11 protein-coding genes and 1 pseudogene are annotated in these 15,379 nt (G+C 44.3%); 2 read left to right on the top strand and 10 right to left on the bottom strand.

Annotated elements, in window-relative coordinates; translation table 11 throughout:
- Positions 1-347: 347 nt before the first annotated feature.
- Complete coding sequence (locus CW735_RS09295; RefSeq protein ID WP_071979000.1) at positions 348-1,886, bottom strand: methyl-accepting chemotaxis protein; 1,539 nt, start codon at positions 1,884-1,886, stop codon at positions 348-350.
- 339 nt (positions 1,887-2,225) lie between these two features.
- On the opposite strand from CW735_RS09295, the pseudogene CW735_RS09290 reads away from it, so the two are divergent.
- Together CW735_RS09290 and CW735_RS19740 are read left to right on the top strand one after the other, a co-directional pair.
- Positions 2,226-2,416, top strand: a pseudogene (locus CW735_RS09290) (IS5/IS1182 family transposase); the annotation flags it as partial.
- A gap of 9 nt (positions 2,417-2,425) precedes the next feature.
- Positions 2,426-2,758: a hypothetical protein gene (locus CW735_RS19740; RefSeq protein WP_198033625.1), complete on the top strand. Its 333-nt coding sequence runs from the start codon at positions 2,426-2,428 to the stop codon at positions 2,756-2,758.
- On the opposite strand, the gene CW735_RS09285 is transcribed toward CW735_RS19740, so the two are convergent.
- The 9 genes from CW735_RS09285 to CW735_RS09250 all read right to left on the bottom strand — a co-directional run bounded on the left by CW735_RS09285 (position 2,735) and on the right by CW735_RS09250 (position 15,300).
- Positions 2,735-4,426, bottom strand: a complete 1,692-nt coding sequence (locus tag CW735_RS09285) for a GGDEF domain-containing protein (protein WP_100971808.1) — start codon at positions 4,424-4,426, stop codon at positions 2,735-2,737. The genes CW735_RS19740 and CW735_RS09285 overlap by 24 nt on opposite strands.
- Entirely contained in the window at positions 4,405-4,530 is a 126-nt protein-coding gene (locus CW735_RS20015) for a hypothetical protein (RefSeq protein WP_269529704.1), read from the bottom strand. The genes CW735_RS09285 and CW735_RS20015 overlap by 22 nt, the downstream gene beginning before the upstream one ends.
- A gap of 116 nt (positions 4,531-4,646) precedes the next feature.
- On the bottom strand, positions 4,647-7,571 hold the full coding sequence (locus tag CW735_RS09280) for a bifunctional diguanylate cyclase/phosphodiesterase (protein ID WP_100971806.1): 2,925 nt from the start codon (positions 7,569-7,571) through the stop codon (positions 4,647-4,649).
- A gap of 392 nt (positions 7,572-7,963) precedes the next feature.
- Positions 7,964-8,362, bottom strand: coding sequence for a DUF4158 domain-containing protein (locus CW735_RS09275; protein WP_071979004.1), 399 nt, complete (start codon positions 8,360-8,362; stop codon positions 7,964-7,966).
- 251 nt (positions 8,363-8,613) lie between these two features.
- On the bottom strand, positions 8,614-9,909 hold the full coding sequence (gene serS, locus CW735_RS09270; RefSeq protein WP_071979005.1) for a serine--tRNA ligase: 1,296 nt from the start codon (positions 9,907-9,909) through the stop codon (positions 8,614-8,616).
- 10 nt (positions 9,910-9,919) lie between these two features.
- Positions 9,920-10,303: a fluoride efflux transporter CrcB gene (gene crcB, locus CW735_RS09265; protein ID WP_071979006.1), complete on the bottom strand. Its 384-nt coding sequence runs from the start codon at positions 10,301-10,303 to the stop codon at positions 9,920-9,922.
- 66 nt (positions 10,304-10,369) lie between these two features.
- Entirely contained in the window at positions 10,370-11,680 is a 1,311-nt protein-coding gene (locus CW735_RS09260; RefSeq protein ID WP_083595211.1) for a replication-associated recombination protein A, read from the bottom strand.
- Entirely contained in the window at positions 11,667-12,542 is an 876-nt protein-coding gene (gene lolA, locus CW735_RS09255) for an outer membrane lipoprotein chaperone LolA (RefSeq protein ID WP_232368406.1), read from the bottom strand. Before lolA ends, CW735_RS09260 begins: the two co-directional genes overlap by 14 nt.
- 4 nt (positions 12,543-12,546) lie before the next feature.
- Complete coding sequence (locus CW735_RS09250) at positions 12,547-15,300, bottom strand: DNA translocase FtsK (protein ID WP_071979008.1); 2,754 nt, start codon at positions 15,298-15,300, stop codon at positions 12,547-12,549.
- Between the last annotated feature and the right edge of the window lie 79 nt (positions 15,301-15,379).

Here is a 15,379-nt window from a genome sequence, read left to right as displayed (position 1 = left end):
TTAGGCAAGTTAGTGCAGATTATTGATGAAGAATGAATATGGTTCGGGTCTTTTGCTTCCCTTTCAGCTGCGTCGTTATGTGAATTATTTATGGTAAATGTAATTGTTTGCTCAATGGCACGAGAACTAGCCATTTATAATGTCGAGATCTTATGGTTGCCAACTACACCAATAAATAGGGCTTCAGCACCTAGTATTTTTAGCAGAGTATCAAGTTTTTTCCTGAAGATAAACTGCCTCATCGGAAACCAATACCGTGAATGCATCACTGTCAAATTTTATTTTATATTTAAACATTAATATCCCTAGCTAAAACACTTTTCACCAATAGGACTGAAGATACACCGCTATTCTCGGAACGAGAGTGGTAAAGAAGCCAGTGACTCTGAGCGTTTTGTAATTTGGTCCGATTGTTCCGACACATTGCAAGCTAACACAAGGTTATTATCCGCTTCGTGATTAACGTTAACAACATTTCTACTAATTTCTTCTGCTACCACACTTTGCTCTTCGGCTGCAGTTGAAATTTGTGTTGCGTAGTCTGCTATTGTAGCGACGTCATCATAAACCTTATTGATAATATTGACGGTTCCCTGAGTGTCTAACAAACACTGCTCTGCCGCTTGCTTACCCTGTTGCATTTTTCCAGCCCACGCAAGTAACGTTTCCCTAATACCTGCCATGGAATGATGGATTTGTTCTGTGGCATCGTGGGTGCGCGTTGATAGCGCTCGCACTTCCTCTGCAACAACAGAAAATCCTCTACCATGCTCTCCCGCTCTGGCAGCCTCAATAGCTGCATTTAAGGCTAATAAATTCGTTTGATCTGCAATACCTTGAATTTCTTTCGTCACGCTGCCAATTTTTTCTGCTTCATCAGCTAATACCTTTGACGCCTGAGCAGATGCAGAGACCTCATCTGATAAAACCGTAACGGCATCCATAGTATTTTTCATTGAGTCTGTTGCTTTGCTGCACTCCGCATGTACAGCATCAACACGCTCTGATGTACTGGCAGTATTTGATGCCACATCGCGAATAGTCGTAGACATTTCTTCAATTGCCGCAGCCAACTGATGAAGCTCTCGAGTTTGCCGCTCTACGCCCTTTTGCGTTTCTGAAGAGGCACGCTTTAAAGTCACCGCACTCTCTAATAGCATTTTTGCGCCATCACTGGCTCTGACCAGAATCGTTTGCGCTCGACCTTGATGTAACAACTCCCTAAAATGTATGACATCAATAAGCGATGAGCCACTGTAAACATGCCTGGAAACGCTATCGTATTCATGGCACATCTTTTTGAGTATGCTTGGTGTTCTGATGAGCTCGGCATAAAAACAAAAGAATGTCGCAATAGGGAAAATAAGGGCAAAATACGGTGATTTAAAAGACAAAAGCAAAGCAATCAATGACAACAGTATAAAACCACATAGCCGAAACTGATGAGAAGACCACATGGGTTTTTTAATACGTTCGCCATTGTTTAGGCGAGCGTAAAGTGATTCCGCGCGCGTTTTAACTGAAAGGGAAAGTGTCGTCCTTACCGACTGAAACCCAGCCAGTTCACCTGATTCAAAAACAGGTGTAACAAACGCATCAACCCAATAATATCTTCCATCTTTGCACCTGTTCTTTACTGCACCACGCCACGACTTTCCTGCTTGTAACTTTGACCACATGTCAGCAAATGCTGCTTTTGGCATATCTGGATGACGGACTATGTTATGGTTTTTGCCAATAAGTTCATCGCTGGTAAAACCAGCAACTCGACAAAATTCACTGTTAACATATTTGATGACCCCTCGCATATCAGTGACTGAAACTAACTCTTCCTCATCAGAAAAAGTCACTTCTTCATCGATGATAGCTTGATTACGGCGAGACATAGTTGACCCCGAGAAAATTAAAAACACTTAATATTTCAAAGTATATTCAAAACGTTAAATTAAAGCTATCTCTTGACTTGAGGTAGCACGAGTGCTCAATTTTCACTTAGTGCAGCCAAACTAACTGTTAATACCTGTTTCAGATAGTCTGTGATGCGATGTGCACGTTTTTGTTTACACGGAATGCTATTTTTTCCGCTTGTATCGGCTGGCATCATATTGATTGCAATTTTCCAGCAGTTGAAAGTATGTATGCTGCATTATCATTTGTCAGCGTGGACACCTTCTTGACGATCTCATTAAATATGCGGATACGGCGTTATGCCAAGCAAAAAAAGCAGGAAAGGGAACAGTAAAACAGGCAACAATGATATTGATTGGGCGATGTATCGCTATCGTCATTTAGTCGAGAATGAAATGTTGAAAATCAAGAAGTATCGAGCCGTAGCGACCCGATATGATAAGTTAACCAGAAACTACCACAGTGTTTTGGCATTGGCTTTGCGCTTATGTGGTTACCGATGTGGGTTGATGAGAACATGAACAACAAAAATCAACACGACCTAGGAATCGGTGAATCATCTTCCCTAAGATTTTCCCGTATCAACAAACAGGGAAATAAAGTTTTGCTTGAGGCGATATGCGTTCCTGTCAGCAATGGTGGAAACATACTGAAAATATTTAAAATTGCAAATGATGTGACAGCAGCGAGGCAAGCGGAAACAAAACTGTCTAACGTTCAACGCTCTTTAGATAAATCCATGGTGATGATTCGATTTTTTGTCACCGGCGTTATCGGAGAAGTGAACGAAAATTTCTCAATGTGGGGCTATGATGGGCTATACACTTTAAGCTTCTTCATTGTCCACTAATACCACTCGATTTCTCCCTTCTCTTTTCCCTTTATACAAGCCATCATCAAGTCGTACATAGAAATCCTCGACGGATGAATCGTTCATTGAATAAGAAGCAACCGCCAGCGTTACTGTAATATGGGTGACGCCCGAGCGGGTCGAAATGGCGGTATATTCCACCAACTCCCGAACACGTTCGGCTAAACAGTAGCCTTCACTGAGGGTTGTACCCGGTAGAATTATCATGAACTCCTCGCCGCCCATTCTGGCGAAAACGTCATCTGAACGAAGCACTTCTTTCACTGTTTGTGCAAGAAGCGTTAACGCTCTGTCGCCTACGGCATGACCGTATGTGTCATTAACTTTCTTAAAATAATCAATATCAAAGCTAATAACTGCGCATTCTTCATTGTCATTCAAACGGCCATGATTGGCGTTGAACAGCTTTTTCAAGAAGGCCCGATTAAAAATTTGTGTGAGGGCATCGGTGTTAGACTGTTCTCTCAATCTTATTTCTAGCGCTTTTCGCTCTGTAATATCTTGCACCGTGCCAATTAACACCGAGCTATCAGCATTGTCACGCTGCGGAACAACATGAGCATACTCATGTACCCAGCGTATTGTGCCATCAGGTCGAACAATTCTATGCTCTACATCTTGTATGCCTGTTAACTTTGCTTGCTCTTCACTCGCCTGCACTCTCTTTCTATCATCTGGATGAACGGCATCATAAAACGCCTTGGTCGAAGGCTGAAAACTATCGGGCTCAAACCCAAAAATCTCAAAAATCTGTGGAGACCAAAATAAATCGCCTGTTTCAGTATTCGCCTCCCAGTGACCAAGCTGCGCGAGCGTTTGTGCTTGTTTAAGCCTACGCTGACTTTCTTCTAATTTGAGCGACACCTTTTTTGTGTCTGTCGAATCTACGATTAGCCCATACCATCGCGTTTTATTGTTGAGGCGTTCCGGCCTAGCATAGCCAGAGACCCAGCGAGTTTGGCCATGTAACTCAACACGATACTCTGCGACCCAAGGCTCTAGATTTTGTGCTGACTGCAATATACTCTTTTCAACATATTCCACATCGGCTGGGTGTATTGCTGCAAACACTTCATCAACCTGCTCCATTGCCTCTTCCGGCGTAACCCCATAAATATCAGCAATTCCAGGACTGGCATAAGGGAAGGCCATTTGCCCATCATCGTCCATTTCAAACTCATAGATTACACCGGGTACAGAACTCGCTATTTTATTTAAGCGTTGTGCAGCAATGTCCTCTCGTTTTTCTTGCGTAATGTCGATATGTGAGCCCACTATCCACTCGGGCAAGCCTTCAGGGTTGCGAGTCACTACCCTGCCATGGTCCCTTACCCAAATCCAGGTACCATCTCTGTGTTTCATTCTAACTTCACAGTGATAAAAGGGAGTGTGGCCGTCAAAATGCGCATTCAACAGGCGCTCCGACTCAGCTAAATCATCGGGATGGGCAAAGTTAAGCCATGTGTCTATGTTGGTTGGGGAAATCTCGTCTAATGTATAGCCGATAATCTGCGCCCAGCGCTCATTAAAGCGCGTCTCTCCAGTTTGCACATTCCATTCCCATGTACCAATGTTTGTTCCATCAATTATCTGTCGTAAACGCGCAACCTCCATGTGCAATTCGTTTAGCTTGTTTTTTTCTTCCACTTTCTTTCACCGCTGTCTTTTTTTGTATTTAGAATAAAAAGATGCCCTTTGGAAGCACCAAATCCATTAAGGCCGCAAAGCTCAAGCGGCAAAATATCTATCATCAACCTCACCCAACGCCATATATGCAATCTATATACATTCGCCGCAGGTACGCAGACCTACCAGCTGCCATTTTTTGACTGGTTCCTCGTAGTACCTTACGTGGGCTTGATTAGTATTAAATTTCTAATTCGTCGATGCTGCACGGCTTTCCAAACAAGTATCCTTGATAAGCATTACAGCCCATGCTCTGTAACAGTGCGCGCTGCGCCTGTGTTTCAACACCTTCAGCGATAACCTCTAACTTCAATGATTGCGAGAGTGTTATCACTGATTGTGCAATAGCTCTGTCATTGTCATCAACCAAGATATCTCGCACAAAGGCCTGGTCTATTTTTAATTGATTTAGCGGTAGTTGCTTTAAATAAAATAACGATGAATAACCAGTCCCAAAATCATCTATAGAAAACATCACTCCGTGTTGCTGCAGTGCAGACATTTTAGTTTTGATATCAGCTATATCGCTGACCAGCATGCTCTCCGTCAACTCTAATTTTAGGCGACGAGGGTTGGCGCCGGTATGGTGAAGCGCGTCAAGCACTGTCTGCACGAAATTGTTTTTATTAAACTGGATAGCACTGATATTAACGGCTATGGTAAGTGCTTCTTTAGCGGACTCCTTTGCCCAGCTAGCTAGCGTTTGGCACGCTTGCTGTAGAACCCATTGACCTATTGGAACGATAAGGCCGGTATCTTCTGCGATGGGAATAAATTGCGCTGGTGAAATCATTCCCTTCATAGGATGACACCAGCGCAGCAACACTTCTACGCCAATGGCATGGCCATAGTCGTCAGTCTGCTTTTGATAATACAGTTCAAATTGCTCGTTTGAAATTGCGGCGTATAACTCCTGAATTATCTCCGCTTTTGTATTTACATCAGCCTGCATTTTCGGGTTGAAAAAACATACGCGATTTCGTCCTGCTGCTTTGGCCTTATACATCGCCATATCGGCTTGTTTTAATAAGTCGCCAAGAACGTCGGCGCTTCGATTGAAAATAGTAATGCCGATACTGGCTGAACACTGATACGTGATGGCCTCGATATCATATTGCTGCCCAATTTTTGTTAACAGTTTTACAGCGAGCGCTTCACTTTGTGACGCAGCCACCTCTTCGGTGTCACTTAATTCTGTGACGAGGATGACGAATTCATCACCACTCAGTCTCGATACCGTACCCCCATGCCCGACGGTTTGCGCCAGCCTTTGGGCTACCTCACACAGTAACAAATCACCTTTGTCATGCCCTGCGCTGTCATTAAAATCCTTAAAGTTATCTAAATCGAGAAACAGTAATGCTGCATGGGCGCCTGTGCGGCTGCAATTGGATTGCGCTTGATACAAACGGTCCAACAACAAGCGACGGTTTGGAAGGGATGTTAGGGGGTCGTAAAAAGCGAGCTGGTGTATTTTGTCTTCGCGCTTTTTACGCTCTGATATGTCACGCACTATGCCGATGAAGTTAATTTCATCATCTAGAGATACTTCAACCACGCCCAGTTCAATAGGAAATGCCGACCCATCTTTTCGCTGTGCGTCTAGCTCGCGAATTTGTCCCGTAATATTACTGATACCGCGACTAAGATAGTTTGATAAATACGTATCATGGTGTTCGCGATGCGGCGAGCCCATCAGCATATTGACATTTTGACCAATAAGCTCGCGATGTGAGTACCCAAAAATGCTTTGCGCAGCCTGATTAGCAGTCAGCATTATGCCGCTTGAATCAATGGTGATGATGCCATCAAGTAAGTTGTCTACTACAGCGCTCATTTTAGACGATGTCTCTTTGAGCTGACTTTCTGCTTGCAACTGCTCATCAATACTAAAATGCGTACCTAATAACCATTCAACCTCGCCATTTGGTGCATTTGACGCCACCTTTCCTCTCGTGTTTATCCATTTCCACTGGCCGTTTTTGTGTTTCATTCGAATATTGACATCGTAATGCGATGTTAAACCCAGTGCGTATTCATCAATTTGCTGCGCGGCATAAACCAAGTCGTCTGGATGAGTCAGGCACTCCCATGTGTGCCTGTTGATGGGCATGAGCTCATATAACTCATAGCCGAGTAAGGTTGCCCATTTCTCATTAACAATGAGTTGGCCATCCAGTAAATTTAAACGCCATACTCCTATATTATTGGTATCAATAACCGCATCAAGTAAGTGCTGGTTATCGTTGATGATGTCATCTTTGTGCTTCTCATTCGTGATATTGCGCACAATCACTAGCACTTCACTGTTATTTAACTTTTGATACCTTGCTTCGAAAGATTGCTTCAGTTTATTGAGGGTATACTGGTGTTGAAGTAACGTATTACTATTAAACGCCTTTTCAACGTAACGATTCATTTGGTTAGCCAATTCGACAGGTAACACATCGAAGAGCTTTTGCCCCAAAACCTCATCTTTTGGCTTGAGCAAATCAGGATGTTCATTACACAGGGTAAACCGAAGGTGTGTGTCAATAACAAAGACCATATCCGGTAACGATTCAATAATTGAGGCCGTACGCAGATTGCTCGCCACAAGGCGCTGCTCAAGATGCTCAATATCGATTTTAGCTATTTCATGTTCAACCAAATCAGCAAACCCGCGTAATTGCTGCTTTTCTCGTTGTGAAAATTCTCGCTCTTTTGAGTCGATAATGCATAAGGTACCTATGGGCTGCCCGCCAGGTTCACGCAGTGGCGCACCCGCATAAAAACGAATATTTGGCTTTTGTAGTACTAAGGGGTTGTCAGAGAAACGCGCATCCTTGGTAGCATTCTGTACTACCAATACGTCATGTTGTAATATCGCGTGCCCGCAGAACGATATTGAACGACTTGTCTGGCAATCATCAATACCCACTTTTGATTTGAACCATTGCCTGTCGCTATCGACAAAGGAAACCAAGCAGATGTCAACATTAAATACAGACGCAGCTAATCGAGTAATTCGATCAAACCGTTCTTCCGGTGGTGAGTCGAGTAACGCAGTGCGCTTTAACGCAAGTAATCTTGAAGCTTCGTCTGCAGGGAAATCTGGTGAATTCATGCGCATCTCCGTATATACAGTTTATGAATGTAAACCGTAAATAGCCATTTGTCATCATAACCATCAATTGACGAACTTTGATGAAGAATACGACGGCCTGATTCAATAGTGCGGCGAAGATTTTTACCCCAGACAAATTAATTGATGCGAGCGGGGGCCTTCATGACAGCATAGAACGCAGACTGGTTTGCTTCGCACGTATTTGTAATTCGTCCGGTTTTTTTTCAAAAACAAAATCATAGTCTCAGGGGTTGTTCGTAATTGCTCCCATCTAAATCTCGATTATTGATAGCATATGAGCATTAACCGTCCTGAGGCAATAAAATATTACCGATAAAAACTCAATACAAGCATCAAATAAATATCTCGGCTCTATACACGTAGCCGCAATTTCATTGGCATGCGCTGATAAATCGCCCTTGCCATGATTTATTCCATTCATGATGCTTACGCAGTTTAAATATACGCTTGTAAAACCGCGAGATTTGCGCAGGACTTACCGTGAAGCGTTTTAAGGTTGGCTTATCATAGTATTCACTTGCGATAAACCAAAGATCAGATTCAGTATCACCAAATGACGCATTCAAACAGATGGGTTTGATCTTGAAGTATCCTAATAAAGCAATAAAGAAACATCGATGTGAAATATTGCGGATACGAGCAGCCGCGTCTGCTTCAATACTATTTAACGAAAAGTTTTGCCGTCTTTGTTCGTCATCAAGGGTGGGAATTCCATATAAATCGTCTAATTCTGAAGCTAATAATATCTGTCTGCGTTCATCAAATGCCATGAACATGTCCTAATTTTCATTAAAACATGATGATATGAAATTTGATGATGCTCTGTAAGCCTTGTATTTAAAGCTCTACAGAGATAATTGAAAATTTAAGACGGAATGTCCAAACTACCCCAACTCAGCACAAATCGGCACAAGTAAGCGTTATGCGTAACCACTTTCATATATGAATACAAAAAAGCCTGAGATATTTTTACTCAGGCTTTTCTCTATATATCAATAGTTAACTGTTGAGTTAGAACAATCTATTGGGCCTTCAATACTTCAATACCGCCCATATAAGGTACTAACGCCTTTGGTACTGTAACGCTACCATCAGCCTGCTGATTGTTCTCTAAAATAGCGACTAAAGTACGCCCTACAGCCAAACCAGAGCCATTTAACGTGTGCAATAACTCAGGTTTGTTCGTTTCTGGATTACGGAAACGCGCCTGCATTCTACGCGCTTGGAAATCTAACATGTTAGAGCATGAAGAAATTTCTCTGTACGTGTTTTGCGCTGGTAACCAAACTTCCAAGTCATAAGTTTTACATGCACCAAAGCCCATGTCGCCAGTGCAAAGCAACATCTTACGGTACGGCAATTCTAGCTTTTGTAAAATCGCTTCTGCGTGGCTGGTAAGCTGTTCGAGTGCCTCGAAACTGTCTTCAGGTTTTACTAATTGTACTAGTTCAACTTTGTCAAATTGATGTTGACGAATAAGACCACGAGTATCACGGCCGTACGACCCTGCTTCAGAACGGAAGCACGGCGTATGCGCCGTCATTTTCACGGGCAGAGACTTAGCGTCCACTATTTCATCACGCACCATATTAGTCAGCGGAACCTCTGCTGTTGGGATAAGAGATAACCCTTGTCCCTCTTCTGTTGCCGGCTGAGTGTGAAAAAGATCTTCACCGAACTTAGGAAGCTGACCCGTGCCATAAAGGCTGTCTGAATTTACCAAGTAAGGAACATACATTTCTTGATAGCCGTGCTCGGTTGTATGAACGTCGAGCATAAACTGCGCTAATGCACGATTAAGGCGAGCTATATCACCGCGCATAACCACAAAGCGGCTGCCCGTAATTTTACTGGCCGTTGCAAAGTCAAGGCCCGCATTTAATCCTTCACCTATATCCACATGATCGCTTACTTCAAAATCAAAGCTTTTTGGCTCGCCCCAACGCGAAATCTCAACGTTATGATTTTCGTTTTCACCAACAGGCACAGACTCATCGGGTAAATTTGGAATGCCCTGCGTCATTGTTGTTATTTCTTCCAACAATTCACTAAGTTCAGCCTTTGCTGAGTCTAATTCATCGCCTAGTTTGCCAACTTCAGCTAACAATGGCGCAATGTCTTGTCCCTGTGCTTTTGCTTTGCCAATAGACTTACTTCGCACATTGCGCTCGTTCTGCAGATCCTGCGTTCTGGATTGAAGTGTTTTTCTTTTTTCTTCAAGCGAACTAAATGCTGCCACATCAAGCTTAAAACCACGGGCAGCCAAACGTTCGGCAGTTTGTTCTATATCGCTTCGCAAACACTTTGGATCTAACATGTGTTCCTACTTATCCTTTCATAAATTCAATCGCCAGCCAGCCTGCTAATAAACAAGCGCCGACATTAAGAAATACATTTGCCACGGCTTTCAGCCATAGCCCATTTTCTAACAAGGTTAACGTTTCAATAGAAAACGTTGAGAATGTTGTAAACGCACCAAGTAGCCCCACGCCAATGAGCGCGCGGTATGGCGAATCGCTCAAATCGTGACGTTCTATAAAGCCATAGAGTACCGCCAGGGCGAATGAGCCGATAACATTTACCGTTAGTGTACCAAACGGCATGTTTTTTCCAAACCAAGAATCTATGGTTGTGGTAACAAAATACCGTAAACATGCACCCGTTGCGCCGCCTGCCGCAATAAAGCAGTACAATGCTAAGCCATTTGACACCCTAAAACCCCTTTAAATCTTTAAAATTCGTTTTTCTATTGCTCGCTTTTTGTAAAGCGCATATCGCTATTGTCGTTTATTACTACTTTGCGTATTTAATCCATCGAGAAAGTCTCTTTTTGCTTTGAGGGCTTTTTCAAGGCCACGCTCGCTTGGTTCATAAAAACGTGAGCCTGTTATCTCATCGGGCAGATAGGTTTCGCCAGCGGCAAATGCATTGGGTTCATTGTGTGCATATCGATACCCATCACCATGGCCTAACTCTTTCATTAACGAAGTAGGTGCATTGCGCAGATGCATTGGCACTGGCGCGTCAGAGGTTTTTCTCGCTAGCGCTTTTGCAGCACTGAAGGCCATATAAACTGCGTTGCTCTTTGCGGCTAATGCGCAGTAAACCGCAGCTTGCGCTATGGCTCTCTCACCTTCTGCGGGACCTACGCGATGAAACGTGTCCCACGCGTTAATGCACAACTGCATAGCTCTGGGGTCCGCATTGCCAATATCTTCAGAAGCAATGGCGAGTAAACGTCGACCTACATAAAGCGCATCTCCGCCGCCCTCTAAAATACGAGCATACCAGTAAAGCGCCGCATCGGGATCTGAGCCTCTTACCGACTTGTGAAAGGCAGAAATTAGGTCGTAAAACGTATCGCCTTTATTATCGTAACTTGCTACTTTCTGTCCTACTGCTTGTTCAATGTCGCCAATTGCAATGGCATCAGAGTCGGTAAAATCAGCAGATAGCTCTAAATATGTTAACAAGCGTCTTGCGTCACCGCTGCTTAAATCAATTAATGCTTGTTTAGCGTTGTCAGCAATGTGTAGTTTTCTCTCGCCAAGTCCTTTATCGGTATCTACAAGAGCCCTCTCTACTAAGTCACCCAGCGCGCCGTTTTCTAACGGTTTAAGTACGTAAACTCTTACTCGTGATAGTAATGCGTTGTTTAGCTCAAAGGATGGGTTTTCAGTAGTAGCACCAATAAATGTAACCACGCCAGATTCAACAAAAGGCAAAAAAGCATCTTGCTGACTTTTATTAAAGCGGTGTACCTCATCTACAAACAGTAAGGTTCGCTGGTTATAGCGCGCGTTCTCTTGCGCGGTATCCATGGCAGCGCGAATGTCTTTTACCCCAGAGGTGACAGCAGAGATCCGTAACACCGTTGCTTGGGTGTAATGCGCTATCAGCTCAGCAAGGGTGGTTTTTCCGGTGCCCGGCGGGCCCCACAAAATCATTGAATGGCAATGTCCAGCCTCGAGCATTTTACGCAGCGGTTTATCAGGCCCTAGAAGATGGGATTGACCACTGTATTCTTCAATGGTTGTTGGCCGCATGCGGGCGGCCAGAGGTGCAAAAGCTTGATTAACGTTGGTCATCAATAATAAAGCTTTCTGGCACATCAACCTCAAAGGTGTCAGCGGCTAGCGGAAATTTAGTTTCTATATCACTAAAAATTAGCGTACTTAACTGCTGTTGCGCATCAAGCATGGTCAGGGCTGCCAGTGCATCGCTACTGTTAAATGTCATAGTGAGCGTAAGAATTTGACCGTCTTGCGACTTAGGCGTAATTTGAAAGCTCTTTAAATTCGCAGCGGTGGTGTTATTAGACATTGAGGCTAACGCGTCGTCTAGCTGACTAATTGAGAACATAGACCAAGTGTCCTCATCATTCGACGTTAACAGCATGATCGGATTGTCTTTAATGGCATTATCTTGCGATAAAATAGTGACCTGCTCTACAAAAGTGTCCACATTCCAAACGGCTTCGCCGTCGGCTATAAGAAGAGTTTCGTCTGGAAATGTAGTTTCCCAACGCAGTTTGTTCGGCCGTGTCATGGTGAGCACGCCCTCTGCCTCGTGAACAACATTTTGTTGTGCATCTACTACCGTTTGGCTAAATGCAGCGCGAAACTGCTGCATGTTGTTCAGCAATGCTTTGAGCTTTGTTTGTGCATTCTCCTGATACATGCCTTGATGCATGTTTTGATGAGCAACACTTTCAGAGCCATTAGCTGCTTTTTGAGCACTCTGTATTTCCGCAGAGCCTACAGAACCTGAACTCTCAATGTCAGAGTTCACCACTGCCTCAGCGTTTAATACAAAGCTTGTTGAGCCCAATGTGACAAAAAGTACACTACGCAACACGTTTACTGCATTCTTTTTCGCACAACCTTTCGCATTACTTTTCGCATTACCTTTCGTGTTGTGTTTCGTGTTGTATTTCATGCTGTAGTTCATGTTGTTAATCCTTGATTGGCGGCGGCGCAATGACTTCTCGATTTCCGTTGTGCCCTTGTGCACTTACGACCCCACTAGCTTCCATTTGTTCCACCAAGCGCGCTGCGCGATTGTAACCAATTCTAAACTTGCGCTGCACGCTAGACACACTCGCACGGCGGGTTTCGGTTACGAAAGCAACAGCATCATCGTAAAAAGCATCAAACTCTTGCTCTTCGCCTTCCGGCTGCTCGCCCGGTAACAACACCTCTGCAGATGCTTCACCGTTGAGAATTTCATCAATGTATTCAGGCTCGCCACGTTTCTGCCAGTCTGCAACAACAGCATGAACTTCATGGTCGTCTACAAATGCACCATGAACCCTTGTTGGCACGGGGCTTCCCGGCGGTAAATACAACATATCGCCCATGCCAAGAAGCGTTTCGGCGCCCTGTTGGTCTAATATGGTGCGTGAGTCGATCTTGCTCGATACCTGAAAGGCTATACGCGTTGGAATATTGGCTTTTATTAATCCGGTAATAACGTCAACAGAAGGACGCTGTGTTGCTAAAATAAGGTGTATTCCAGCAGCGCGGGCTTTCTGTGCAATTCGAGCGATAAGCTCTTCTACTTTCTTGCCCACGATCATCATCATATCGGCGAATTCGTCGACCACAACAACAATGGCTGGCAACTTGTCTAAATCAGGAGCTTCCGCTTCCATGCTTTCTTCACTTTTCCACAGCGGATCCTTTATCGGAGTTCCGTTAGCTTTGGCTTCTTCTACTTTTACGTTATAGCCCTTGAGGTTTCTCACTCCAAGCGCGCTCATAAGACGATAGCGTCGCTCCATTTCGCCCACGCACCAGCGAAGCGCATTGGCGGCTTCTTTCATGTCGGTAACGACTTCAGAAAGTAGATGAGGAATACCCTCATACACAGACAGTTCAAGCATTTTTGGGTCAATCATGATCATGCGAACGTCTTCAGGAGTACTTTTATACAGCAAGCTCAAAATCATGACGTTAACGCCTACCGATTTACCCGATCCCGTTGTACCCGCCACTAACACATGAGGCATTTTTGCTAAATCTACAATAACGGGCTTGCCAGAAATATCAGCGCCAAGCACCATGGTGAGTGGCGACTTGTTAGATTGGAACGTATCGCAGCTTATCACTTCACTTAAACGCACCATTTCACGCTGTTTATTTGGCAACTCTAAACCAATTACCGACTTTCCGGGGATAACTTCTACAACACGCACCGAAATAGCAGACATCGCTCGCGCTAGGTCTTTCGATAAGCCAGTTATCTTACTTACTTTCACCCCAGGTGCTAAATCAAGCTCGAATCGGGTAATTACGGGGCCTGGATACACACCCACTACTGTGGCTTCAATATTAAAATCGGCTAGCTTTTCTTCAACAAGCCTAGATATGCCGTCAATCTCTTCCTGTGTCAGCGGGTTCTCGTGCTTGTCTGCTCGTTCTAAAAGGTCAAACGACGGCATTGGAGCTAAAGACTCATCCACCACAGGTTTAGGTTTTATGGGTTTAGCGCCCACCGCTGCAGGTGAAAACGGCTGCTGCACTGCAGTTTCGTTCACGTTTGTATTTACGTTAGCATCTGAACTGGTATCAACCTCGTGGCTATCTAAGGCCTGTTTCTGACCTTGCTGATGTGCAGGTTCATCCTCGTCACTGGCATAAGGCATATCAGCATCGAACTCTTCATATTCGTCAAACGCACTGAATGTAGGCTCAGTTTTCTCTATTGTCGTTTGTGCTGTACTGGTCTCTTCATACGACGATGACGAGCCAAGCCCTACTTTGTCTTTTACAGCCTCGCGCATTCCAGAAAGTGAAAATGCTGATTTCTTGGGTTCCGCAGTGTGCTGTGCACCTTGTTCTGAGTTCGCGCCCTCATGTTCACCAAGACTTTCCTCTTCGTCGTTATCTGGCTCATCGGTATGGGAATAAAATGGAGGTGTTTGCGCTGTAGGTGCGCTTTCCTTGCTGCCAAACTGTCTCTCTGGTCCCCTTCCCTCTTTGCGCGGTGATGGCTTTTCCTCTTCGTCTGCTTCAAACGCAGGCTCGGCACGCATAGTTGTAATATCGAGCTCACCTGAGTGACCATTGCCAGTCTTAGCATTGCTTGAAAGTGCTAAGCGAGGTATTTCTAGAGCAAGTACACGCTGCGGAGCGGTTACCGCTTTACGGGTTAACCACAGCGTACTCTCACCAATTTTATCAATTATAAATAGCCAGCTAATGCCAGTTAGTAAGGTAAACCCAGTGCAGAAAAAGCACAGCAACAGCAATATGGTTCCTGCTGTATTAAAATAGGGTACTAAGGCCGAGCTAATAACGTCGCCAACAAATCCGCCAGCAGAGAAGTTGAAAATATCATCAAAGTTAATACTAGCGATACCCGTTGCGCCTAGGGCCATTAAAAGGCCGCCAATTATGCGAAGTCCAATAGTAAGGTAATCGAACTCATCGAGTTCTTTTATATGCTGGAAAAGAAACCAACCTAAGAATGCTGCACCGAATGGCAACAGGTAGGCAAGGTATCCAAAGGAGAACAATAACAAATCGGCAACCCAGGCTCCGGTAGCGCCCACCCAATTATGAACATCAAGTTGTAAACCTGCTTGACTCCACCCCGGATCACCCGGGTGAAAAGATGCTAGTGCCAGCAATAAGAAGAAGGCGAAAACACAGGCGACTATCATGCCTGCTTCCCACACTCGCTGAACCCCTGTTAATCGCGCCATAACTCTGAAAAACCTTTAATGTATGTGGCATTAATGAGGATGTAATGCCCTTAAGCACAAGTATCATTGGTACTGATCC

Source organism: Alteromonas sp. MB-3u-76 (assembly GCF_002831605.1).
In the GTDB taxonomy this organism is placed as follows: domain Bacteria; phylum Pseudomonadota; class Gammaproteobacteria; order Enterobacterales; family Alteromonadaceae; genus Alteromonas; species Alteromonas hispanica.
The sequence above is the reverse complement of the archived record's forward strand: the minus strand, read 5'-3'. Positions and strand labels throughout refer to the sequence as shown.